The organism is Ochrobactrum sp. 19YEA23 (genome assembly GCF_029909865.1).
Taxonomy (GTDB): domain Bacteria; phylum Pseudomonadota; class Alphaproteobacteria; order Rhizobiales; family Rhizobiaceae; genus Brucella; species Brucella gambitense.
Genome location: NZ_JASAMQ010000001.1, coordinates 982,813 through 1,003,610, shown reverse-complemented (window position 1 = coordinate 1,003,610; position 20,798 = coordinate 982,813). Strand labels below are relative to the sequence as shown.

Genomic DNA, 20,798 nt, shown 5'->3' with positions numbered 1-20,798 from the left:
GCCTCAGCGCATTTGAGACCGCGCTGCCGGGCGGTAACCATCCGCACCCCAATGCAGCACCACGCCCCGGCGACGGTCGCTTTCGCGCGGCGGGTTGTAATGTCGGTGAAGCATGGCGAGGGCCGTTTTCAATACGACCTTGCCGGAGCGCACCGGCCATTGCCGCTCGCGCTCCACGCGCTCCAGCCCTTTCAGGAAACAGCAGACATCAAGCAGTACACCGTTCAATTCCGGCCCGACCGCCTCCAGCGCCCGCTCCACCCGCATTCGACTGGCAAGAGCAATATCGGTCAGTTCCGCCATGCCGCCCGCGCCGCCACGCCCGCCGCCGCCAACGCCGATATCCCAGCGTGATGTGATTGACGGCATTAGCGAGCCCCGCGTGAAATCCGCCCGCAAGCGTTCCCCGGCGTGGAACTCATCCTCCGATATGAAGGCATTTCCATCCGCGCCCTTGCGTCGATAGAGCATGGCCAGCGGCGATTCCGCCAGATTAACTTCGACCGTCTCCCCCGATGCCAGTTCAACCGGCGTCGTCACCCGAGCGGCACTTGCTATTGGTTCGCGCCGCGTCTTTCTGGTGGATTTTGCGCTCCCACGCCCCTTGCCGGAAAGGGCCAGCTTCTGACCCTCCATCTGAAGCAAACCCTTGTTGCACATGGCGGCCATTTCATCCCGGGCAACAGCAATCGACCCCTGCTCACCGACCAGCAGCATATGCATCTCGCGAACCGAATCCTGCATCTCGCAGGCCCCGGTTTTCAGGAAGCGCAGCACGCGCATTTCGGACGTCGAAAATTGTGTGGTCATGCCGCCATCCTCCAGGTCGAAAAAGCCGAATTCACGATGCGCTCAAAGGCGGTCACGATGGCGTCGAAATCGACATCGTCGCGCATATCCTCCACGAGGTGGCAGGCATGCATCACCGTCGTGCGATCTCGCGCAAAGCCCACCGCAACCTCACGCATCGCCAGACCGAACGATGTATGCGCCACATACATCCCGATCTGCCGGATGCGCGCCACATTACGCCGACAACGCGTCGGCGCGCGCAGCTCCTTGCCGTCCACACCGAACGACGCCACCAGAAGGTCGATCAGCGTCTCGCACAATTGCACACTGTGCTCCTCCCGCTCCCGATCCGTCGTTCCTTCAACCGTGTCGAGAAGAAGGGGCCTCTCATGCCGGGCCGCGATCAACCGCAACGCTTCAAAAGCATCCGCCCGTGTATGAATGACATCCGATAGTTCCAAAGACATTCATCTTCCCTCATCTGAATAGGAATATCTTCTTATAATGAGGAAATTGCAAGGGAGGATAAGTTTGCGGGATAGACTTTGGGATGGTCGGAGCGGTACCGCTAAAGAACGCTTTTCGCTATCCATGCTCGCGAGATACGGCGACCTTCCAGCCGACACTTCCTATCAAATTGCTTTCGATAGAGATTTTCCCTATCCGTATGCGTGCGCACCAACACAAATAATAAACGGCATGGCTGCGCGCCCGTCAAATTGTCTTCTCAGGTTGTAGGAATATTATCCACACCATTCAGAATTCACCCATCCTGTTTGCATAAACAAACAAGGATGACGTTCATGAAAATAGCGCTGGAACAGGCCCGCAAAACCTTTCTTACTGAGCGTGAACGAGACCGGATGAGCGCCATGCAACGTGCGGCTCTGCAAATCATGGCGGGAATCGACATTGACCGGCTTGAGCAAGCATCAGAACCGGAAACGCAGCAGGCGGTGCGCCGCCTGACACGACTGATCGAGCGTGAGCGCCTCAAGGGCACCAACGGCCACTGGAGCTACGATCTCAATCGCCACATCGCCCTGAAGCAGGCGCTCGACAGGCTTGAAGGCAAAGAGCGGCTTGGCGCTTGCGACGCGGCGCGTGGAGCACGACAAGGTTACGGTCAAAGAAGAGGCATTCATACGAGGGGGTCGAACGGCAGTCATAAGCAAAGGTGCGAGATTGCATGAGACGACCCGCGCCATTTCACAAAGATAAACTGCGCGACGGGATATTCGTCAAAACAGTTACCCCTGAAACGCAAAGAGCGCGCCCTGTCCTGCCGGTAGCAGATCGGGCACGCTCTTAATTTTTCAGTCCAGCACATCGTTACACAAAAACCGCTTCACAGTTCTCGCGATGCGCCGTCAGGATCGCTGATTAAGCGCCCTTCGGCTTGCGGCCGAGACCCATCTTCTTTGCCAGACGCGAACGAGCAGCAGCATAGTTCGGAGCAACCATCGGATAGTTAGGATCGAGATCCCACTTTTCGCGGTACTGTTCCGGGGTCATGCTGTAGTGGGTCATCAGATGACGCTTCAGCGACTTGAACTTCTTGCCGTCTTCGAGGCAGATGATGTAGTCGTCATGAACCGACTTCTTCGGGTTGACGGCAGGCTTCGGCTTTTCGACGACAACTGGCGCTTCTTCGCGTTCAACGTGGCGCTTGAAAGCAGCGTGAACATCTGCGATCAACATCGGCAACTCACCCGCACGAATCGAATTATTGCCAACATAAGCAGCGACAACATCCGCGGTCAGGCTCAGAAGCAGTTCTGCGCTTTCGTCGTGCGTATCCAGATTTTCCATCGGTTTTCCTTTTATTACTTCTTATCGTTTTGTTTTTCCGCAACTTTCGGCATCGATGACACATCTGAAGTCGTGATTGCGTATCTCAGAACTTTGCCTAGCTCATTTATGACCGCACTTAACAACTGCTATCGTCTTTTGCAATAGAATTGTTGTGCGAAACTACATTAATAATAGCCTATTATTCTTCACGCCACAAATAAAAAGAGTGAAAACAAAGCCTTTCCATGGAAATCCGGCCTCGGCGATTTCATCGGCTCAATCATGACGCGCATCGTTTATTGCCGATAAAGCAACCGTTTATAGTCTTAACGTACGGCACGCATAGTTTGTATAACCAAAATCAACAACCGCCTTTTGCTTGTTGCTATGATCTGGCGACTCGAAACAAACACATTTCACCAGTTGCAGCACTGCCTCTAAAATCGGGCGCGAAAAAGGCATAGCTTAAATATATTTCATTGAAATCAACTCGCTTTCGGCGATGCCCGAAACTATATATGCATCAATACCCGCCTTAAAAAGGGTCGTTAAAGTGACCCGCAACAATTTGAAACAATGTTCGTTGGATTTCTGAATGTCTGAGACCTCTTCGCTGCCAAAGCCTCCGCACGCCCCGAAACATCCACATAAGGACACCCGTCACGGCATTACCCGCACAGACGACTACGCCTGGCTTCGCGCAGATAACTGGCAGGACGTATTCAAGGACCCATCGGTTCTGGCGCCGGAAATTCGCGCGCATCTCGATGCCGAAAACGCCTATCAGGCAAGCCTGATGCAGAACACCGAAGCGCTCCAGAAGGCGCTGTTTGCGGAAATGCGCGGACGCATCAAGGAGGATGATTCCTCCGTGCCGTCGAAGGACGGTCCCTATGCTTACGGCGTTTCCTATCGCACCGGCGGCGAGCAGCCCTATTTCATCCGCACACCGCGCGATGGCGGTGCGGAAACGATCCTGCTCGACGGCGACAAGGAAGGCGAAGGCAAGGCCTATTTCCGGCTTGCCTCGGCGGACCACGCTCCCAATCACGATCTGTTGATATGGGGATATGACGACAAGGGATCGGAATTCTACAAGCTGAAGGTTCGCGATCTCACGACCATGGCCGAGCTTTCGGATATCATCACCGATACCAATGGCGGCGGCACGTGGGATGCGGCAAGCGCCGGCTTTTTCTATACGCGTCTCGATGAAAACCATCGCCCATCGAAGGTTTTTTATCACCGCATCGGCACAGAGCAGTCCGAAGACCGGCTGATCTTTGAAGAACAGGACCCGGGCTTCTTCCTCGGCGTCGGCGGTTCCGCGCTGGACGACTATATCTTCATCGATATACACGACCACGAAACGTCAGAATGCTGGTTGTTGCCCGCCAATGATCCTGCGGCCAAGCCGCAACTTATCATGGCCCGCAAGACCGGCACGGAATACGATATCGCGCCCGGCGGTGACGAGTTCTTCATTCTGACCAATGCTGATGGCGCCAAGGATTTCAAGATCATGCGCACGGCTGCTGCCGCGCCGCAGCCGGAAAACTGGGTGGAAGTGGTGGCGGAAAAGCCGGGCCGACTGATCCTGTCACACTCTGCCTACAAGCATCATCTTGTCTGGATCGAGCGCGACAACGGCTTGCCGCGTATCGTCATCCGGGATCGCAAGACCGGTGAAGAACACGCCATTGCCTTTGACGAGGAAGCCTATTCGCTCGGTCTGCACGGCAGCGCTGAATATGACACCGACGTCATCCGCTTCTCCTACTCGTCGATGACGACACCGGAACAGCTCTTCGACTACAATATGCGCTCGCGCGAGCGGACGCTCCTGAAGACGCAGGAAGTGCCTTCGGGTCATGTGATCGACGATTATGTGACGCGGCGCATTCTTGCGCCCGCAGCCGATGGCGAGCTGGTGCCGGTCTCTATCCTTTATCACAAGGATACCAAGCTGGACGGCTCTGCCCCGTGCCTGCTCTACGGCTATGGCTCCTATGGCATCACCATTCCGGCAAGCTTCAGCACATCGCGCCTGTCACTGGTGGATCGCGGTTTCGTCTATGCCATCGCGCATATTCGCGGCGGCAAGGACAAGGGTTTCGCCTGGTACGAAAACGGCAAGCGCGACAAGAAGACGAACACCTTCACCGACTTCATCGCCGCCGCCAAGCATTTGGTCGGCGAAGGCTTCACCAGCCATGACCGCATCGTCGCCCATGGCGGGTCGGCTGGCGGCATGCTGATGGGTGCGATTGCAAATCTCGCGCCGGAAGCCTTCGGCGGTATCATCGCGGAAGTGCCGTTCGTCGACGTGCTGAACACCATGCTCGACGATACGCTGCCGCTCACCCCGCCTGAATGGCCGGAATGGGGCAACCCGATTGCCTCGGAAGCGGATTATCGCACCATCGCCGCCTATTCGCCTTACGACAATGTGACAGCGCAGGCCTATCCGGCCATTCTGGCTGTCGCAGGCCTGACCGATCCCCGCGTCACCTATTGGGAACCGGCGAAATGGGTCGCCAGGCTGCGCGAGTTGAAAACCGATGACCATCCGGTCTTGTTCCGCATCAATATGGATGCGGGTCATGCCGGTGCTTCAGGGCGCTTCTCGCGGCTGGAAGAAGTCGCCTATACGCAGGCTTTTGCACTGAAAGTCGTTGGCAAGGTTCCAGGCTTCGAAGGCTGAAACACATATCAGGCTCCAGCGGGTTTACCTCGCTGGAGCAAGTTAAAATAAGCTACACGTCCGGCCCTCAACGCCCTATACTATTGCCTATTGAATATCGTCACGGAGATTGGATCATGAAAACCGGATGCGTGACTTTTCTGGCGAGCCTTGCACTGGCGCTTCCAGCCCTTGTGCCCGCCACCACAGGCGCACAGGCACAAGTGCGCAAGGATGTGAGCGAATATGCCGGACGGCGTTGCAGTGCGCCGCCGCGTGGCAGCGGCATTATCTTCGGCCAGTTCAGCGGCGTTGACGATTCCCCCATGGTCAGCATGGACGGAATTGTTCCGGTGGATCGCGTGCGCTGTTTCACCAGCGTGTCCGAATGCAAGGGCTGGCTCTATACGATGCAGAGCAAATACACCAATGCCGGCCCGGCGACGGTTGCCCGCTGCACCAAGCGCTAAAATTGGCCCAAGAAACTGCAATTTTTTGCAGCACCATAAAATGGCAATATCATTGTCGGAGGATGCGTTTATCCAAAGCGCGGTCGCGTGACGGGAAAGAGCGGAACACTATCGGGGGGCTGAAATCGATTTGGGAGGATCGAATATGCAGCAGGCGAGCTATGTTCATGGCGCGAGTGACCGACTTCTGATCGGCGATACGATTGGCAATCATCTTGACCGCATCGCTGAACAACACCCTGACCGGCCAGCCGTGGTCGTGCGCCACCAGAATATCCGCCTGACCTATGCAGAACTGAACGCCCGCGTTGACGCCCTTGCGGCTGGTCTTCTCGCGATCGGCCTGCGCCCCGGCGAACGGGTCGGCATCTGGTCGCCGAACAACCTGGAATGGATACTGACGCAGTTTGCCACGGCCAAAGCGGGCCTGATCCTCGTCAACATCAATCCTGCCTACCGGGCGCATGAACTGGAATATGTGCTTGCCAAGGTTGAATGCGCGGCACTCATCCTCGCGCCATCGCTCAAAACCAGCAATTATCTCGATATACTGCGCTCCATCGTGCCGGAACTCGACAGTGCCCGCCCCGGCCATCTGGTGTCACAGCGCCTGCCTGCCTTGCGCTGTGTGATCCGCCTTGGCGAAGAACAGACCGATGGCATGATGAATTTCGACGCAGTCGCCACGGCTGGCGATGAAGCGGCGCGTGACGAACTGCTACAGCTCTCGGAAGAGCTGCAATTCGACGATCCGATCAACATCCAGTTCACCAGCGGCACCACAGGCAGCCCCAAGGGTGCCACCCTCTCCCACCACAATATTCTGAACAACGGCTTCTTTGTTGGCGAAGCGATGCGCCTGACCGAACAGGACCGGCTGTGCATTCCGGTGCCGTTCTATCATTGCTTCGGCATGGTGCTCGGCAATCTTGCCTGCATGACCCATGCCGCCTGCATGGTCATCCCAAATGACAGTTTCGATCCGCTCCTGACCTTACAGACCGTGCAGGATGAACACTGCACCGGGCTGCATGGTGTGCCAACCATGTTCATCGCCATGCTGGAGCACCCTGAATTCGCAAAGTTTGATCTTCAGACCCTGCGCACCGGTATCATGGCCGGATCGCCCTGCCCGGTCGAAGTCATGCGCCGGGTGATCCATGAAATGCACCAGAGCGAAATCACCATCGCTTATGGCATGACAGAAACAAGCCCCGTCAGTTTCCAGAGTTCGACCAACGATCCGCTGGAACGGCGTGTTTCAACTGTCGGCCGCATTCACCCGCATCTGGAAGTGAAGATCATCGATGCGGACGGACGGATTGTTCCGCGCGGCGAAAAGGGTGAGTTGCTGACGCGGGGCTACAGTGTCATGCGCGGCTACTGGAACGATCCGCAAAGCTCGGCGGGCGCTGTTGATGATGCTGGATGGATGCATACTGGCGACCTCGCCACCATCGATGCGGAAGGCTATTGCAACATTGTCGGGCGCATCAAGGATCTGATCATCCGTGGCGGCGAGAACATTTATCCACGCGAGATTGAAGAGTTCCTGTTTACCCATCCGGCCATCAGCGATGTGCAGATCTTTGGCGTTCCCGACCGCCGGTTCGGCGAAGTCATCTGCGCATGGGTCAAGCTCAGTCAGGACGGACGCCTGAATGAAGCAGAACTTGTCAGCTTTTGCCAGCAGCGGATCGCCCATTACAAAATCCCGGCGCATATCCGCTTTGTCGATCAGTTCCCCATGACCGTTACCGGAAAAATCCAGAAATTCGTCATGCGGCAAACTATGATCGAGGAACTCGAGTTGGAAGAAATCAAGACTGCATAGAGAGCATCCCGAAAAGTGTGAAACGGTTTTCGGCAAAGATGCGCGTTAAAACAAAGAATTAGAGCGCCGATCTGATTCAATCAGATCGAAACGCGCTCTAAACTCAGCTACGGAGCTTTATAGCCGTTCGCATGTGGCGGAATGGCTTTCAGATAGGCCGCGATTGCATTGCGGTCGGCCTCGGTCAGATGCACCATATTCGATACCACGTCGGTCATCGATCCGCCCAGCGAATCGAAGTCGGGCGTGAAGCCGCTTTGCAGCGCATAGGCGATATCGTTTTCGCTCCAGTCGCCGATGCCGCCCTCGCCCGTCGTGATATTCGGGACGACGCTCTTTTTGCCGTCGCTGCCTGTCTCTGCCGACAATGCGCCCGCCAGCCATTGACCGGTTTGCAGACCGCCAATGATATTGCGCGGCGTATGGCACTCGCCACAATGTCCCAGCGCCTCGGTCAGATATTGGCCGCGCTTCACGAGGTCCGATGCGTCGGCGATAGCAACTGCCGGGGCATCCGACAGGTAGAGGTGCTTCCAGACGCCAAGACTGCGACGAATGTTAAACGGAAAGCCAAGCTTGTGCGGTGCCGCGACATTGTCCGATGCGGGCAGCGTCTTCATATAGGCATAGAGATCGGCCACATCCTGCGGCTTCATGCGGGTGTAGGACGTGTAGGGAAAGGACGGGTAGAGATGCTCGCCCCGCTTGCCCACGCCTTTCAGCATGGCATTGGCAAAATCCTGGATGGTCCAGGTGCCGATCCCCTGCTCGGATGGCGAGATGTTCGGCACGATAAAGGTGCCGAAATCCGAGACCAGCTTATGGCCGCCCGCAAGCACCTTGCGCGCATCGCCCGCAGCACCCGGCGCAGCATGGCAGGATGCGCAGCCGCCCGCCCAGAAAACCTGCTCGCCTTTGACAGCATCGCCGGGCTTCATTGAAGCCAGAACGGCGCTATCCACCTTTCGCGGTGTGGTCAGAATCCAGAAGGCGGCAGCGCCGATGACAAGCACAGCGCCCGCGGCATATGCCAGTTTGCGGACCATCCTACCCATTCCATTGCGGCAGTTTCACTATCAAGCGAAACTGCCGATTTTATCGAAGCCTATCAGTTTTTCTTGACGCGGAAGGCCTGATGGCAGGAACCGCAATTGGCGGCAACCTGCTGGAATACCGTTTTCAGCGCATCGACATCCTGCGGCTTGGCAGCCACAGCAGCTGCGGCATCGGCGCGGAATTTTTCGACATGCTTGACGAATTCGTCCTTGTCTTCCCAGATTTTCGGCGAAGCTTCCGTATCGCCCTTATCCGAACCAGCAGGGAACAGCGTATCGACATCCAGCTTCTTGGCGTCGGCATCGATCTTCTCAAGTGCAGCCAGAACCGCAGCGGCCTCGAACGGTTTCTCACCTTTGACGACCGGCGCGATCTGGCCCACCGAGCGGCCCATATCCTTCATGATGGCCTGACGATCCGCAATCGCGTCAGCCTGCGCCAGACCGATACTGGCGACGAGCACTGCCACAGAACCAAGTGCAGGAAAAAACAAACGCATGTAGTCCTCCGCATTTAAAATGAACAAAACTCATCCCTTGACCGAATATCCGATACAATCCCTGCCATTGCAATGATCGGATCGAACATATCGATTGCTGTAAAAGTAGAACGCGTTCTCTACGGAGATTTATACATTCACATCACGATAACGTGAAATACTTGAGTAAAAAAGTACTATTTAATTTCCAACATCCTCAAAACGTATCTGTATGAGATACAAGCAATCTTGAGAATTCCAAGCGTCGACAAGCGCCCAAAGAAAAGCCCCGCTTTGGCGGGGCTCATCACATAGCATCAATGCCTTGGCATTATGCCTGTTCGTACATTTCCAGAACGTAGTCCCAGTTGATCAGGCTGTCGACGAAAGCTTCGAGATACTTCGGACGCAGGTTGCGGTAATCGACATAGTAGGAGTGTTCCCACACATCCACGCCGAGGATCGGCTTTGCGCCATGAACCAGCGGATTTTCGCCGTTCGGGGTCTTGGAGATTTCCAGCTTTCCGTCCTTGACCGAGAGCCATGCCCAGCCCGAACCGAACTGGCCGACGCCAGCTGCGATGAAATCTTCACGGAACTTGGCGTAGCCGCCGAGATCGGATTCAATTGCCTTTTCAAGTTTGCCCGGCAGCTTCGTGCCGCCGCCGTCCTTCTTCATCCACTTCCAGAAATGGATGTGGTTGTAGTGCTGGCCGGCATTGTTGAAGAGGCCCTGATTCTTGCCGTAGCTTTCCTTGACGATCTCTTCCAGGCTCTTGCCTTCAAGGCCGGAACCTTCAAGCAGCTTGTTGCCATTGGTGACATAAGCCTGATGGTGCTTGTCGTGGTGCAGTTCAAGCGTCTCACGCGACATGAAAGGCGCAAGTGCTTCGTAGTCATATGGAAGGGCGGGCAGTTCGAAAGCCATTGGAAACTCTCCTCTTTATCTCTCAACGCGCGGCGGGCAATGTGTTGCCTACCCGATAAATAGCGTGCGGACTCTACATAGGCCCCAACCGCGTGAGCGGCAATGAAATATTATTGAAATCACAGTAGGATGAACCCCATTGAGAATTTCCGCATCACCGCATCAGTAAAGGAGTAACCGTGTCCGGCCCAATTAGTTCCTATGTCTTCGATGCCTATGGCACATTGTTCGATGTCCATTCGGCAGTTCGGCGGCATGCGGACAAGGCTGGTCCCGATGGACGTGCCTTTTCTGAACTCTGGCGCGCCAAGCAGCTTGAATATTCATGGGTGCTGAGCCTGATGGGCGCTTACAGCGATTTCTGGAAACTGACGGAAGATTCTCTCGATTTCGCCTTTGCGCGCTATCCGTCCGTCGATCCGTCGCTGCGCAACGACCTGCTCGACGCTTACTGGAAACTCGACTGCTATCCGGAAGTGCCAGCCGCGCTCAAGCACCTCAAGGATCGTGGCGCGCGACTTGCCATCCTTTCCAATGGTTCTCCCGCCATGCTGGAAGCCGCCGTGAAGTCGGCTGCACTCGACGTTCTGCTGGATGATGTCGTTTCGGTTGATGCCGTGCGCAAGTACAAGACATCACCTTCCGCCTATGAGCTGATCACCATGCAATGGCGGCTTTATCCTTCCGCAATTTCCTTCCAGTCGTCCAATCGCTGGGATGTGGCAGGTGCGGTCAAGTTTGGCATGCGCGGCGTCTGGATCAATCGGTCGAACCAGCCGGATGAGTATCGTCAGTTCCCACCTGCCCTCATTCTGCCGAGTCTCCAGCTTCTTGGCTGAAAGCGCACACACCCGCGCAGAACTAATTGGGTATTTCACTAAAATTTGAATTATCCGGCTTTCGACAAACAGGTCGATTGCCCGCAAAATTGTGGCGTGGCTGCAACACGCGCCCTGCGGGTGGCTTTTCGCCACGTTTAGGCCGTATTCAGACCGGCTCGACGCCACAATTCTAAGGCGTTTTCCGATCAGTCGAATTCGAGACTTGGCGAAAAACACCGCCCAGGTCAGTGCCTTCCTCCTACCGCGCCTCTACCACATCTGGTTTGGTCGCACTTCGTTAACCCTGATTGCTGTATTCATAACCCTCCCGTCACTAATCTGGTTTTCTTATGCAAACGACCCTCACCCGCCGCTCTTTCCTGACGGCAATGACTGCCACTGCGGCTGCCGGTCTCGCCGGTTGCGCCCAGTTGGGACAGAATGTACCTATCATCGACGTCGATGCGTCGGGCAACCCGATCAACAGGACGCCGCAGGCCAATGTGGATTCGTCCTTTGGCGGCTGGGAGCAGATGTATGCCTCCGTCAATGATGGCGGCTTCCAGCTTCCGGCAATTCCGATCCAGAAGATGGATAAGCGCTATCTGCGTCAGGTCGTGCAGGACCCGACCGGCGAAATGCCCGGCACGCTGGTCATCGATACTGCCAACCGCTTCTGCTATCTTGTGCTCGATAACGGTCAGGCGCTGCGCTATGGCGTCGGTATCGGTCGCGAAGGTTTTGCATGGTCCGGTCGCGCTGTGATCCAGTACAAGCGCCAGTGGCCACGCTGGACGCCGCCGGATGAAATGGTCGCCCGCCAGCCGGAACTGGTCCAGTACAGTGCTGCCAATGGCGGCATGGCTCCAGGCCTCAAGAACCCGCTCGGCGCGCGTGCGCTCTATATTTTCCAGGACGGCAAGGACACGCTCTATCGCCTGCACGGCAATCCGGAATGGTGGTCCATCGGCAAGGCGGTTTCGTCGGGCTGCGTGCGCTTCCTCAATCGGGATATCATCGATCTTTATGATCGCGTGCCGCCGAAGTCGCCTATCCTCGTCATGTAAGACGAAGACGGACGAGACAATTCCAAAGAAAACCCCGGAGCATCCCCTGCTCCGGGGTTTTCTTTTAAGCAGTCTGCGTCAGAGAGACTTCCGATCCGGCGCGTTTTCACCTTGTTCAAAACGGGGAAATATATTAGCGGCAATAAACTCCACCTGATGCAAGCTTATCATCATGCATACAGCAGCTGCGGCTCTCGCCTATACCGACATACCGGCCATATTCAATCCTGCGGACCTTGTCCGCAACGAGCGCTTTCACGATTGCCTGCAAACGACCGCCAGTGAACTTCTGGCCATCACGGCTGAGCTGCCGCGAGAGGTGCGCTATCTTTCCGATATGCAGAAATGGCTATTGAGTCAGGCGACTTTCGCGGTGCATTTCGAACATCAGACCGATCCGCGCAATCCGCCGATCTCACCGACCAATCTGCTCAACTTCCTGAAAGGCACGCCGATTGCCAGCAAGAACACCACGCTGGCCTTTCTTCAGGAAACCCGGCACTACAATTTCATCGAACCGCTTCCGACCCGGGATCGCAGGCAGCATCTTTTCCGCGCCTGCACTGCCACGGAAGAGCTGATCCGCCTGTGGCTGACCACCCATCTCATTGCAATCGACCGTATGGATAACGGCAACCGGGCAGCGCTTATGCTCCGCCATCCAGACATGTTGCGCTATGCCCAACCGATCATGACGCGCGATGTGCTGCACAATAGCGACTGGTGCCGTCCGCAGCCCAGCATCGCGAATTTCACCCATTCGGAATCCGGCAACAACATCCTGCACGATGTTGCATCCCGCGCTCCATGGACATTTTCCGGCGACCGGGCATGGATCGGCAAAGTCACCTCCAACGCCATATCGACGCGCTATCGCATGTCGCAGAGCAACACGGCGCGGATTCTGGCGCGCGCGCGCGATGCCGGGCTGATCGGATGGGAACGCCCCGGCAACCGCGGTGACTGCTGGATCTCAGCCACGCTGGTGCAGGATTATCGTCAGTGGCAAGCGCTGAAATTTGCGGCGATCAGCAAGGGCATGCACGGCGCGGCCAAAAAACTCTTCAACATATAAAAAAGCGGCCGGGCCTTTCGACCCAGCCGCGGCGCCCCCGCCTAAACTAAACTATTCCTCGATCGTATAGGAACCGAGTTCGCACAAGTCTTGCGTGTCGGTGGTGGTGTCGAGGTCGTCACTATCCTGAAATTCGAACCGCATGTCGTATTTGCAAACGCGGCGACCGTCAGCGATGGTGATTTCGATGGTTTCGCCCGGCTCCAGAACCTGATCGCCGAAAACTTCACCTTCCCAATTGTTGACGCCGACCGGCGACGTATAGAAATGGGTCAATGTGGAGTTGGTGCCGTTCTTCAGTTTGAAGACCAGATCGTCGGCCTTTGAAACACCGGCAAACGTCAAGAACACGGCGGACGCCATGCCAAAAATTTTCAATAGTTTCATGCTGTTATCCCGCCCCGCCCAAGATCGGGCAAGCGGACATTAGGCAGAAAATTCTCTGCCGTAAATCGACATTAGCAATGTCGAATAACCCATTATTGGGTGGATTCACGCAGCTCTTCCAGAGCACCAGCGTGAAAGAATGGGGAGGGCAACATACTGCCTTACTCCCCTATTCCCCTACTCCCTTATTTCTTGAAACTGCCGAGAATGCCGCGCACCAATGCGCGACCCAGCGAATTGCCGACCGTACGCACGACGGACTTCATGGCCGTTTCCGCAACGGTCTGACGACCGGAGCGCTTGCCCGTGCCCAATGCAGTGCCGAGAAGATCGCCCAGTATTCCGCCGCCGCCTTCCTCTTCCTGCTTGGTTTTCTGCTGCTCGACCGTCGCGTTCTGCGCCTTGCGCGCCAGCATCTCGAATGCGGAATCGCGATCCACAAGCGTATCGTACTGGCCGGAAACCGGGCTTGCGGCAATGATCTTGGCGCGCTCTTCCGGCGTCAACGGGCCGATGCGCGACGATGGCGGGCGGATCAATGTACGCTGCACCATGGACGGCACGCCCTTGGCCTGCAAGGTCGAGACCAGCGCCTCGCCGGTTGCAAGATTGGTGATCGCGTCGAACGTCTTGAAGTCCGGATTGGGACGGAACGTATCGGCGGCGGTTTTCACCGCATTGGTCTCGCGCGGCGTATAGGCGCGCAGCGCATGCTGCACGCGGTTGCCAAGCTGGGCCAGCACTGTTTCCGGCACATCAAGCGGGTTCTGCGTCACGAAATAGACGCCGACGCCCTTGGAACGGATGAGACGAACGACCTGTTCGACACGATCAACCAGCGCCTTGGGCGCTTCATCGAACAGAAGATGGGCCTCGTCGAAGAAGAAGACGAGCCTTGGCTTGTCCGGGTCGCCCACTTCCGGCAGCGCCTCGAACAGTTCCGACATCAGCCAGAGCAGGAAGGTCGAATATAGACGCGGGCTCATCATCAGCTTGTCGGCGGCAAGCACGCTGACCACGCCGCGCCCATCCGTCGTCGTGCGCATCAGGTCGGCAATTGTCAAAGCCGGTTCGCCAAAGAACTTCGCGCCACCCTGTTGCTCCAGCACCAGCAACGACCGCTGCACCGCACCAACCGACGCCTTGTTGACGTTGCCGTATTTACCCGAAAGCTCGGTGGAACGCTCCGCCATTTCCTTGAGGATTGCCTGCAGATCCTTCAGATCGAGCAGCAGAAGCCCCTCTTCGTCAGACAGGCGGAAGGCGATGTTGAGCACGCCTTCCTGCGCTTCCGTCAGGTTCATGAGACGCGACAGCAACAATGGCCCCATTTCGGAAATGGTGGCGCGAACCGGGTGGCCCTGCTCGCCGAAAATGTCCCAGAAAATGACCGGAGATGCGCGCAGCTGATAAGGATCGAGCTTGATTTCCTCGGCCCGCTTGGTCAGGCCGTCATTCGCCACGCCGACAGCGGCAATGCCCGACAGATCGCCCTTGATGTCGGCGCAGAAGACCGGAACGCCAGCAGCGGAAAAGCTTTCCGCCAGCACCTGAAGGGTCACGGTCTTGCCCGTACCCGTCGCGCCGGTGACCAGACCGTGCCTGTTGCCATATTTCAGCGCCAGATATTCCGGCTGCTGGTAGGAATCGTCAGGCTTGCGGCTTGCACCAAGAAAAATAGCGTCGTCAGCAGTCATTAGGCGATTTGCTCCTTATTTCGACCGGCACATCCAGAGCCGCACTCTTGTCAGATATAGACGCCGTCCCGTCATGCGACAACGATAAAGCCGACGCTGCGGATAGAGAACCGTTTTTGCTGTCATAAGAGCTGAAAAAATTCCCTATAATTTTGATCCGGACCTGCTTGCAAAGCGATAGCGAGAATGCATATTACGTAAACGTAAGATTTTTGGGAGAGTTTCCATGGAAGAACTGATCGCACGCATCACCTCGAATGTCGGCATCGATGCCGCGACGGCGGAAAAGTCTGTCGGCATGATCCTCGCATTCCTTCAGAAAGAAGGTCCGGAGGAGCAGGTTCAGCAGCTTCTGGCCGCAATCCCCGGTGCTACCGAAGCCGTTGCACAGGTCAAGGGCGGCGGTTTCCTGTCCAATCTGATGGGCGGCGTGATGGGCCTCGGCTCGCAGCTCATGGGTGCTGGTCTCGGCATGGGTGAGATTTCCGGCGTTGCCAAGGAAACAATCCGCTTCGCCAAGGAAAAGGCTGGCGACGAGCCTGTCGATGCCGTGATCGGCTCGATCCCGGGTCTCGGCCAGTTCATCTGAGTACATACATTTCGCAACGAAAAACCCCGGCTTGATAGCCGGGGTTTTTGTTTATGCATCCTTCTGCACAGTCCTCGCCCCGACATGGCGGGCGCGTCCTGAAAGCCAGCCATTGACGGCAGCGCCCAATCCCAGCACTGCGAAGAACAGGCCGCAGGCGGCGAAACTTCCCGTGGCGCTGTGGATCACGCCCACCAGCAGCGGGCCAATGGCCGCGAGAATATAGCCGACGCATTGCGCCATACCGGACAGATGCGCCGCCGTGTGCGAATCCGGTGAGCGCAGCACGATCACCATCATTGCAGCCGCGATCAGCCCGCCCTGCCCGATGCCCTGAATGATGGCCAGAAGCCAGAAGCTCCATTCCGGCAGATAGAGAAAACCGATCAGTGCAAGCGATGCGCAGGCGCAGAGAAACACATTGATGAAACTCTGGCTTTTCTGGCGCACGGCAATCGACGGTATCAGCAAGCATGTCACGACCTGCGCCATGATCGAAAACGACACCAGACCGCCCGCCGCAGCCGGGCTCATGCCCCGCTCACGCAGGATTGGCGCGAGCCAGCCGAACACAATATAGGCTGTTGACGACTGCAGCCCCATGAACAGCGTCACCTGCCAGGCAAGCGCATCGTTCCACAGACCAACGACGCGGAAGCCTGAATGCGCAACATTGTGTTTGCTGCGCAGCGCCTGCGGCAACCACAGCACGAGCACCAGCGCAGCCGGAACCGCCCAGAACGCCAGAGCAAGATTCCACGAACCGCCGAGCATGTTTTTGATCGGGATCGTGAAGCCAGCCGCGGAAGCCGCTCCGCCGCAAAGCGCCATCGTGTAAAGGCCGGTCATGATCGCAGCGGTTTTTGGAAAATCGCGCTTCACCACACCCGGCAGCAGCACATTGCCCATGGCAATCGCCGCACCAGCAAGCGTTGCGCCCATATAGAGCGACCAGAAAGATCCGAGACCACGCAGCGCAGTACCAATGGTCAAGACCGCCAGCACCGCCAGAAGCACACGCTCGGCTCCGAAACGCTGCGCAAGACGCGGCGAAAACGGGGCGAATGCGCCAAGGCAGACAACCGGCAAGGTAGTCAGCACGCCTGCGGCGAGCGATGACATGCCGGTGCCATCGATGATTTCCGGCAGAAGCACGGAAACGCTGGAAAATACCGGACGCAGATTGGCGGCAATCAGCACGAGGCTCAGCCCCAGCAGGATGCGCGTGGCCTTGCTCGGCGTTTCGGGCACCAATGGCGGCGGCACACTGTCCGCTTCTGCGTCGACGAGTGGCTCTGGCTGCTCTACCTGAGATGTCATGATGTGTTCCTCCCGTGCTGTGGGCGGCACGGCGTTTATGCGGCTCATGATGCGAGCAACCTCTCCAGTTCTTCAATCAAGGGGGCCAGAAAACGACGAACCGTCGCGCTGGCCTTGTCCGGGTCGCCGGTGGCAATGGCTTCGATGATCTGCCGATGCGCCTCAAAGTCCGGCTCCGGCAGTTCGCCGTCCAATGTGGCTTCAATGGATTCGCGGATCGATGCGGAAAAGAAGCCATAGACCTCGATCAGTGCATGATTGCCGGAAGCGGCAGCGATGGCTTCATGGAATGCAAAATCGCGCTCGACGAATGTCATCCGGTCAGTATCTTCGCGCAATCCGCGTGAGGCCAGCACGGCTTCCAGATGAGCAATCGTCTGCGGCGTGATGCGCTGCGCGGCAAGGCGCGCAGCTTCGACTTCCAGCGCGGCGCGCATTTCAAGCCTGTCATGCAGGCTTGTATGGCGGATGCGATTGAGACTGCGCGCCGTGTCAGCCTTAGAACGAACATAGGTGCCCGAGCCTTGCCGCGTCTCCAGCATACCTTGGGCCACCAGCGCCCTGACAGCCTCGCGCACCGTACCGCGACTGACGCCAAGCCGCGCCGAAAGCTGGGCTTCGTTCGGCAATTGCTCGCCCACAGCCCAACGACCCGAGGTGATTTCGGAACGAATGGATTGCGTCGCCGCTTCCGTCAGGCTTTTGCGTGAAACCGTCTTCATAGGCGCTCCAAATTCATCGGATGACTTGATGAATTAACGAAGGCGGACCGAACTGTCAACAGACAGGGATACACCACTGCTGCCAAAGCCACAGTGCAGCGCTAATCCCACATTTGTGTGCAGGCAAATGTTTTCAATTGGCTTCAAAATGCTCTAAGAATTCTCGCGCAGATTGGATTTTCATACGCAGCCAGCAGGTGCCAGCATGATCACGCTCTACAGCCTTTCCGGTGACCATCTCGAAAAAACGGAAATCGAACCGGGCACGCCATTACCTGATAACGTGATCTGGATCGACCTCTCCACACCCGGCGTCAACGAAGATCACATCGTCGAAGCGTGGACCGGCATTTCGATCCCCACCCGTGAAGACATGACGGAGATCGAGGAATCGAGCCGCTTCTATATGGAAAACGGCGCGCAGTATCTCACAGTGCCTATTCTCCATGCGGTCGATCTCGACCATCGTGAACTGGCGCCAGTGACTTTCATTCTGCACGGCTCACGCCTGATCACCGTGCGCTATGCGGACCCCAAATCCTTCACGACCTATATTCTGCGCTCCACCAAGCCCGGCAACGGGCTGATTTCTGCCAAATGCACCGGGCTTTCGATCATGCTTGGCATTACCGAAGCCACGACCAACCGCCTGGCGGATATTCTGGAAGGCGTGGCCGGTAAAATTGACGCCGCATCGCACTCGATCTATCGCCGCCAGCCAAAGGCGCGGCCGATGACGACGCAGGATTTCCGGCACATCCTGACCCAGATCGGTGGTCAGGGAACGTTTTTGTCGCGCATGCGTGAAAGTCTCGCAGGCATCAGCCGCATGCTGGTCTACCTCTCGGCAACCAGCAATCCCGCGACCGGCAAGAAGGAAACGCGCTCCTGGATCAAGTCGCTCGAACGCGACATGCAATCGCTGACCGCTTATGTGGACTTTCTGTCCAACAAGGTCACCTTCCTGCTCGACACCATCGTTGGACTGATTTCCGTCGAGCAAAACGCCATCATCAAGATCTTCTCGGTGGCTGCCGTGGGCTTCATGCCGCCAACGCTGGTGGCCTCCATCTACGGCATGAACTTTTCCTTCATGCCGGAACTGACGTCACCCTGGGGCTATCCAATGGCGCTCGGACTGATGATCGCCTCCGCCCTGTTGCCGCTCTATTATTTCCGCCGCAAGGGCTGGCTGTAAACGGCCGCTCGACAAGGGCGCAACTATGTTATATCATCGGTTATAACATAGGAGAAAAGCCATGAACGTCACTTTGCGCAAGATCGGCAATTCCGAAGGCGTGATCCTGCCCAAGGAAGTGCTCGACCGGCTTAATTTGAGAGCGGGAGATACGCTCGTTCTGATCGAAGACGAGAACGGTCTGAAACTGACGCGCAGCGCAGATGATCCGGATGTCTTTGAGAAAAAGATGCAGGTCGCACGCGAGCGGATGAAGAAGTACGAAACGGCCTATCGCGTCCTCGCGAAATGATTGATTTTCATTCGCGGTCTTTTATCGAGGCGCTGCATCAGGAGCAGCTACGCTTGCACGGTGGTGCGGCGGGCATACGGGATTCAGGCTTGCTGGATTCTGCACTCGCACGTCCACTTCAAAAAGAAGCCTATGGCACGCCTGATCTCTTCGATCTAGCAGCGGCATATCTGTTCGGCTTACTGAAAAATCATCCGTTTATAGACGGCAACAAACGAACAGGCCTCGCCGCAGCGGACTTGTTTCTCTATTTCAACGGCTACAGCCTTGAGGCCGGGCAAGAAGATGTGATTCAACTGGTTCTGATGGTATCAACCAGCGAAGTAGACGAAAGTGGCGCTGCCGCTTTCTTCCGCGATCATAGTGTGTCGCTGGAAGCCTAGGCTTTCAGCGACACGATTTCCCAATCCTTGCCGTTGATTTTCAGCACATCGCCAGCCGGTTTGCCGAACAGCATGATGGCGACCGGTGCGACATGCGAGATCTTGCCGTTGGACGGATCAGCCTCGTCTTCGCCGACAATCGTCCAGATGCGGGTTTGGCCGTCGTCCAGATTTTCCAGCTCTACCGTCATACCGAACCGCACCACGTCGCTATCGGCATCCGGAACTGACAGCTCCGCCGTTTCGCGGCGCACTGTCCAATAACGCAGGTCACGCGAGATACGCGCGATAGCCGAGCGCTCAGCGGCGACGTTCGCTTCCGCTAGCTCGCGCTGAAGGCGGGCAATCTCATCATCCATCATCTTCAGGCCGGTCGGCGTGACGAGATTGCGGTGTGGACTCACCGGACGCTCACCGAGATCGGTCGGCGCATCATCCTGTTCTTTTGTAAAAGCTCTGCTCATTTAATGAATGTAAGCGGCACATAACGCCCCGGCAAGTCTTCTCCCCGCTCAAGCTCCAGCATTCAAACCGCATTTCCCACAGGCTTGAGTTTTTATTGATTGATGAGTCAATCAAAGATAAAATAAGAACAACAGACCTGAAAACCGGACAGGGATTGAGACGATGCCGAAGATCGGGATGGAACCCTTGCGGCGGCGCGAACTGATCGACGCTGCCATACGCACTATCGGGCAGCGCGGTTCGCTGGACGTGACAGTTGCGCAGATCGCCCATGAAGCGGGCGTCTCGCCTGCGCTCGCGCATCATTATTTTGGCGGCAAGGACAAGCTCATTCTCGCCACGATGCGCCATCTGCTGCGCGAACTGGGCCATGATCTCAATAAGGCGGTGAAGCAGACCGAGACGCCGCGCGAGCGCATTGCAGCCATCATCGCCGTCAATTTCTCCGCCTCGCAGTTCACCCAGGAAACCATCGCCGCCTGGCTGACTTTCTATGTCCACGCCCAGCAGTCGGAGGACACGCGGCGGCTTTTGCGCATTTATGCGCGCCGCCTGCATTCCAATCTGGTCTTTGCGCTGGAACAACTCACGGGGCGGGATCGGGCCCACCGCATCGCCGAAGGTGCGGGTGCGATGATCGACGGGCTTTACATTCGCCATGCACTGGGTGCCGACGCGCCTGATGCCCAATCCGCCGTCACATTGGTGGAAGATTATATTTCTATTCAGCTTTCGGTGGAGACATGA

General features: G+C 56.9%; 22 protein-coding genes and 1 pseudogene. 12 read left to right on the top strand and 11 right to left on the bottom strand.

What is annotated here, in order from left to right; genetic code table 11:
- Nucleotides 1-3 precede the first annotated feature (3 nt).
- Nucleotides 4-810, bottom strand: a complete 807-nt coding sequence (locus QBD01_RS04590) for a DUF6456 domain-containing protein (protein WP_280991774.1) — start codon at nucleotides 808-810, stop codon at nucleotides 4-6.
- Complete coding sequence (locus QBD01_RS04585) at nucleotides 807-1,253, bottom strand: helix-turn-helix domain-containing protein (RefSeq protein WP_182522991.1); 447 nt, start codon at nucleotides 1,251-1,253, stop codon at nucleotides 807-809. The genes QBD01_RS04590 and QBD01_RS04585 overlap by 4 nt, the downstream gene beginning before the upstream one ends.
- A gap of 342 nt (nucleotides 1,254-1,595) precedes the next feature.
- Here QBD01_RS04585 and QBD01_RS04580 point away from each other — a divergent pair.
- A pseudogene (locus QBD01_RS04580) lies at nucleotides 1,596-1,868 on the top strand (cytoplasmic protein); the annotation flags it as partial.
- Between the two features lie 307 nt (nucleotides 1,869-2,175).
- On the opposite strand, the gene QBD01_RS04575 reads toward QBD01_RS04580, so the two are convergent.
- The gene (locus QBD01_RS04575; protein ID WP_182522959.1) at nucleotides 2,176-2,604 is read right to left on the bottom strand and encodes a MucR family transcriptional regulator; all 429 of its coding nucleotides are present in this window, start codon (nucleotides 2,602-2,604) and stop codon (nucleotides 2,176-2,178) included.
- A gap of 577 nt (nucleotides 2,605-3,181) precedes the next feature.
- Here QBD01_RS04575 and QBD01_RS04570 point away from each other — a divergent pair.
- The 3 genes from QBD01_RS04570 to QBD01_RS04560 all read left to right on the top strand — a co-directional run bounded on the left by QBD01_RS04570 (nucleotide 3,182) and on the right by QBD01_RS04560 (nucleotide 7,573).
- Complete coding sequence (locus tag QBD01_RS04570; protein WP_280991773.1) at nucleotides 3,182-5,290, top strand: S9 family peptidase; 2,109 nt, start codon at nucleotides 3,182-3,184, stop codon at nucleotides 5,288-5,290.
- Between the two features lie 116 nt (nucleotides 5,291-5,406).
- The gene (locus tag QBD01_RS04565) at nucleotides 5,407-5,739 is read left to right on the top strand and encodes a metallophosphoesterase (protein WP_113534038.1); all 333 of its coding nucleotides are present in this window, start codon (nucleotides 5,407-5,409) and stop codon (nucleotides 5,737-5,739) included.
- A 145-nt stretch (nucleotides 5,740-5,884) separates the two neighbouring features.
- Nucleotides 5,885-7,573, top strand: a complete 1,689-nt coding sequence (locus QBD01_RS04560; RefSeq protein ID WP_280991772.1) for an AMP-binding protein — start codon at nucleotides 5,885-5,887, stop codon at nucleotides 7,571-7,573.
- Between the two features lie 107 nt (nucleotides 7,574-7,680).
- On the opposite strand, the gene QBD01_RS04555 is transcribed toward QBD01_RS04560, so the two are convergent.
- The 3 genes from QBD01_RS04555 to QBD01_RS04545 all read right to left on the bottom strand — a co-directional run bounded on the left by QBD01_RS04555 (nucleotide 7,681) and on the right by QBD01_RS04545 (nucleotide 10,035).
- Entirely contained in the window at nucleotides 7,681-8,619 is a 939-nt protein-coding gene (locus QBD01_RS04555) for a cytochrome c (RefSeq protein ID WP_280991771.1), read from the bottom strand.
- 62 nt (nucleotides 8,620-8,681) lie between these two features.
- Nucleotides 8,682-9,128 carry a cytochrome c gene (locus QBD01_RS04550; protein ID WP_280991770.1) on the bottom strand — a complete coding sequence of 149 codons (447 nt, stop codon included), beginning with the start codon at nucleotides 9,126-9,128 and terminating at the stop codon, nucleotides 8,682-8,684.
- 310 nt (nucleotides 9,129-9,438) lie between these two features.
- Nucleotides 9,439-10,035, bottom strand: a complete 597-nt coding sequence (locus QBD01_RS04545) for a superoxide dismutase (protein ID WP_182522965.1) — start codon at nucleotides 10,033-10,035, stop codon at nucleotides 9,439-9,441.
- A gap of 179 nt (nucleotides 10,036-10,214) precedes the next feature.
- On the opposite strand from QBD01_RS04545, the gene QBD01_RS04540 reads away from it, so the two are divergent.
- The 3 genes from QBD01_RS04540 (at nucleotide 10,215) to QBD01_RS04530 (ending at nucleotide 12,998) form a co-directional block, all read left to right on the top strand.
- Nucleotides 10,215-10,874, top strand: coding sequence for a haloacid dehalogenase type II (locus QBD01_RS04540; protein WP_280991769.1), 660 nt, complete (start codon nucleotides 10,215-10,217; stop codon nucleotides 10,872-10,874).
- A 332-nt stretch (nucleotides 10,875-11,206) separates the two neighbouring features.
- Nucleotides 11,207-11,923 (top strand): L,D-transpeptidase, encoded by a 717-nt coding sequence (locus QBD01_RS04535; RefSeq protein WP_280991768.1) that lies wholly within the window; start codon nucleotides 11,207-11,209, stop codon nucleotides 11,921-11,923.
- 172 nt (nucleotides 11,924-12,095) lie between these two features.
- Nucleotides 12,096-12,998, top strand: coding sequence for a hypothetical protein (locus tag QBD01_RS04530; RefSeq protein ID WP_280991767.1), 903 nt, complete (start codon nucleotides 12,096-12,098; stop codon nucleotides 12,996-12,998).
- A gap of 51 nt (nucleotides 12,999-13,049) precedes the next feature.
- Here QBD01_RS04530 and QBD01_RS04525 read toward each other — a convergent pair whose 3' ends face one another.
- Together QBD01_RS04525 and QBD01_RS04520 are read right to left on the bottom strand one after the other, a co-directional pair.
- Nucleotides 13,050-13,361, bottom strand: coding sequence for a hypothetical protein (locus QBD01_RS04525; RefSeq protein ID WP_392391320.1), 312 nt, complete (start codon nucleotides 13,359-13,361; stop codon nucleotides 13,050-13,052).
- A 209-nt stretch (nucleotides 13,362-13,570) separates the two neighbouring features.
- Nucleotides 13,571-15,082, bottom strand: a complete 1,512-nt coding sequence (locus QBD01_RS04520) for a DUF853 domain-containing protein (protein ID WP_280991765.1) — start codon at nucleotides 15,080-15,082, stop codon at nucleotides 13,571-13,573.
- 226 nt (nucleotides 15,083-15,308) lie between these two features.
- Here QBD01_RS04520 and QBD01_RS04515 point away from each other — a divergent pair, with 226 nt between their 5' ends.
- Nucleotides 15,309-15,671: a DUF2267 domain-containing protein gene (locus QBD01_RS04515; RefSeq protein ID WP_182522970.1), complete on the top strand. Its 363-nt coding sequence runs from the start codon at nucleotides 15,309-15,311 to the stop codon at nucleotides 15,669-15,671.
- A gap of 51 nt (nucleotides 15,672-15,722) precedes the next feature.
- On the opposite strand, the gene QBD01_RS04510 is transcribed toward QBD01_RS04515, so the two are convergent.
- Both QBD01_RS04510 and QBD01_RS04505 read right to left on the bottom strand, forming a co-directional pair.
- Nucleotides 15,723-17,039 carry a CynX/NimT family MFS transporter gene (locus QBD01_RS04510; RefSeq protein ID WP_280991764.1) on the bottom strand — a complete coding sequence of 439 codons (1,317 nt, stop codon included), beginning with the start codon at nucleotides 17,037-17,039 and terminating at the stop codon, nucleotides 15,723-15,725.
- Nucleotides 17,036-17,713, bottom strand: a complete 678-nt coding sequence (locus QBD01_RS04505) for a FadR/GntR family transcriptional regulator (RefSeq protein WP_280991763.1) — start codon at nucleotides 17,711-17,713, stop codon at nucleotides 17,036-17,038. Before QBD01_RS04505 ends, QBD01_RS04510 begins: the two co-directional genes overlap by 4 nt.
- Nucleotides 17,714-17,918: 205 nt before the next feature.
- On the opposite strand from QBD01_RS04505, the gene QBD01_RS04500 reads away from it, so the two are divergent.
- From QBD01_RS04500 to QBD01_RS04490, 3 genes are all read left to right on the top strand, one after another.
- Complete coding sequence (locus tag QBD01_RS04500) at nucleotides 17,919-18,911, top strand: magnesium transporter CorA family protein (RefSeq protein ID WP_182522973.1); 993 nt, start codon at nucleotides 17,919-17,921, stop codon at nucleotides 18,909-18,911.
- A 61-nt stretch (nucleotides 18,912-18,972) separates the two neighbouring features.
- The gene (locus QBD01_RS04495; RefSeq protein ID WP_078340198.1) at nucleotides 18,973-19,203 is read left to right on the top strand and encodes an AbrB/MazE/SpoVT family DNA-binding domain-containing protein; all 231 of its coding nucleotides are present in this window, start codon (nucleotides 18,973-18,975) and stop codon (nucleotides 19,201-19,203) included.
- Nucleotides 19,200-19,586 (top strand): type II toxin-antitoxin system death-on-curing family toxin, encoded by a 387-nt coding sequence (locus QBD01_RS04490; RefSeq protein ID WP_280991762.1) that lies wholly within the window; start codon nucleotides 19,200-19,202, stop codon nucleotides 19,584-19,586. Before QBD01_RS04495 ends, QBD01_RS04490 begins: the two co-directional genes overlap by 4 nt.
- Here QBD01_RS04490 and QBD01_RS04485 read toward each other — a convergent pair.
- On the bottom strand, nucleotides 19,583-20,050 hold the full coding sequence (locus QBD01_RS04485; protein WP_182522975.1) for a GreA/GreB family elongation factor: 468 nt from the start codon (nucleotides 20,048-20,050) through the stop codon (nucleotides 19,583-19,585). The two genes, QBD01_RS04490 and QBD01_RS04485, sit on opposite strands and share 4 nt — an antisense overlap.
- Nucleotides 20,051-20,213: 163 nt before the next feature.
- Here QBD01_RS04485 and betI point away from each other — a divergent pair, with 163 nt between their 5' ends.
- Nucleotides 20,214-20,798: a transcriptional regulator BetI gene (gene betI / locus QBD01_RS04480; protein WP_280991761.1), complete on the top strand. Its 585-nt coding sequence runs from the start codon at nucleotides 20,214-20,216 to the stop codon at nucleotides 20,796-20,798.

Excerpts from the sequence above, each read along its gene's own strand:
- betI (WP_280991761.1), top strand. The coding sequence starts at position 20,214 with ATGCCGAAGATCGGGATGGAACCCTTGCGGCGGCGCGAACTGATCGAC.
- QBD01_RS04550 (WP_280991770.1), bottom strand. The coding sequence starts at position 9,128 with ATGCGTTTGTTTTTTCCTGCACTTGGTTCTGTGGCAGTGCTCGTCGCC.
- QBD01_RS04485 (WP_182522975.1), bottom strand. The coding sequence starts at position 20,050 with ATGAGCAGAGCTTTTACAAAAGAACAGGATGATGCGCCGACCGATCTC.
- QBD01_RS04510 (WP_280991764.1), bottom strand. The coding sequence starts at position 17,039 with ATGAGCCGCATAAACGCCGTGCCGCCCACAGCACGGGAGGAACACATC.
- QBD01_RS04565 (WP_113534038.1), top strand. The coding sequence starts at position 5,407 with ATGAAAACCGGATGCGTGACTTTTCTGGCGAGCCTTGCACTGGCGCTT.
- QBD01_RS04570 (WP_280991773.1), top strand. The coding sequence starts at position 3,182 with ATGTCTGAGACCTCTTCGCTGCCAAAGCCTCCGCACGCCCCGAAACAT.
- QBD01_RS04500 (WP_182522973.1), top strand. The coding sequence starts at position 17,919 with ATGATCACGCTCTACAGCCTTTCCGGTGACCATCTCGAAAAAACGGAA.
- QBD01_RS04515 (WP_182522970.1), top strand. The coding sequence starts at position 15,309 with ATGGAAGAACTGATCGCACGCATCACCTCGAATGTCGGCATCGATGCC.
- QBD01_RS04525 (WP_392391320.1), bottom strand. The coding sequence starts at position 13,361 with ATGGCGTCCGCCGTGTTCTTGACGTTTGCCGGTGTTTCAAAGGCCGAC.
- QBD01_RS04490 (WP_280991762.1), top strand. The coding sequence starts at position 19,200 with ATGATTGATTTTCATTCGCGGTCTTTTATCGAGGCGCTGCATCAGGAG.
- QBD01_RS04505 (WP_280991763.1), bottom strand. The coding sequence starts at position 17,713 with ATGAAGACGGTTTCACGCAAAAGCCTGACGGAAGCGGCGACGCAATCC.
- QBD01_RS04560 (WP_280991772.1), top strand. The coding sequence starts at position 5,885 with ATGCAGCAGGCGAGCTATGTTCATGGCGCGAGTGACCGACTTCTGATC.
- QBD01_RS04555 (WP_280991771.1), bottom strand. The coding sequence starts at position 8,619 with ATGGTCCGCAAACTGGCATATGCCGCGGGCGCTGTGCTTGTCATCGGC.
- QBD01_RS04590 (WP_280991774.1), bottom strand. The coding sequence starts at position 810 with ATGACCACACAATTTTCGACGTCCGAAATGCGCGTGCTGCGCTTCCTG.
- QBD01_RS04535 (WP_280991768.1), top strand. The coding sequence starts at position 11,207 with ATGCAAACGACCCTCACCCGCCGCTCTTTCCTGACGGCAATGACTGCC.
- QBD01_RS04545 (WP_182522965.1), bottom strand. The coding sequence starts at position 10,035 with ATGGCTTTCGAACTGCCCGCCCTTCCATATGACTACGAAGCACTTGCG.
- QBD01_RS04520 (WP_280991765.1), bottom strand. The coding sequence starts at position 15,082 with ATGACTGCTGACGACGCTATTTTTCTTGGTGCAAGCCGCAAGCCTGAC.
- QBD01_RS04575 (WP_182522959.1), bottom strand. The coding sequence starts at position 2,604 with ATGGAAAATCTGGATACGCACGACGAAAGCGCAGAACTGCTTCTGAGC.
- QBD01_RS04530 (WP_280991767.1), top strand. The coding sequence starts at position 12,096 with ATGCATACAGCAGCTGCGGCTCTCGCCTATACCGACATACCGGCCATA.
- QBD01_RS04495 (WP_078340198.1), top strand. The coding sequence starts at position 18,973 with ATGAACGTCACTTTGCGCAAGATCGGCAATTCCGAAGGCGTGATCCTG.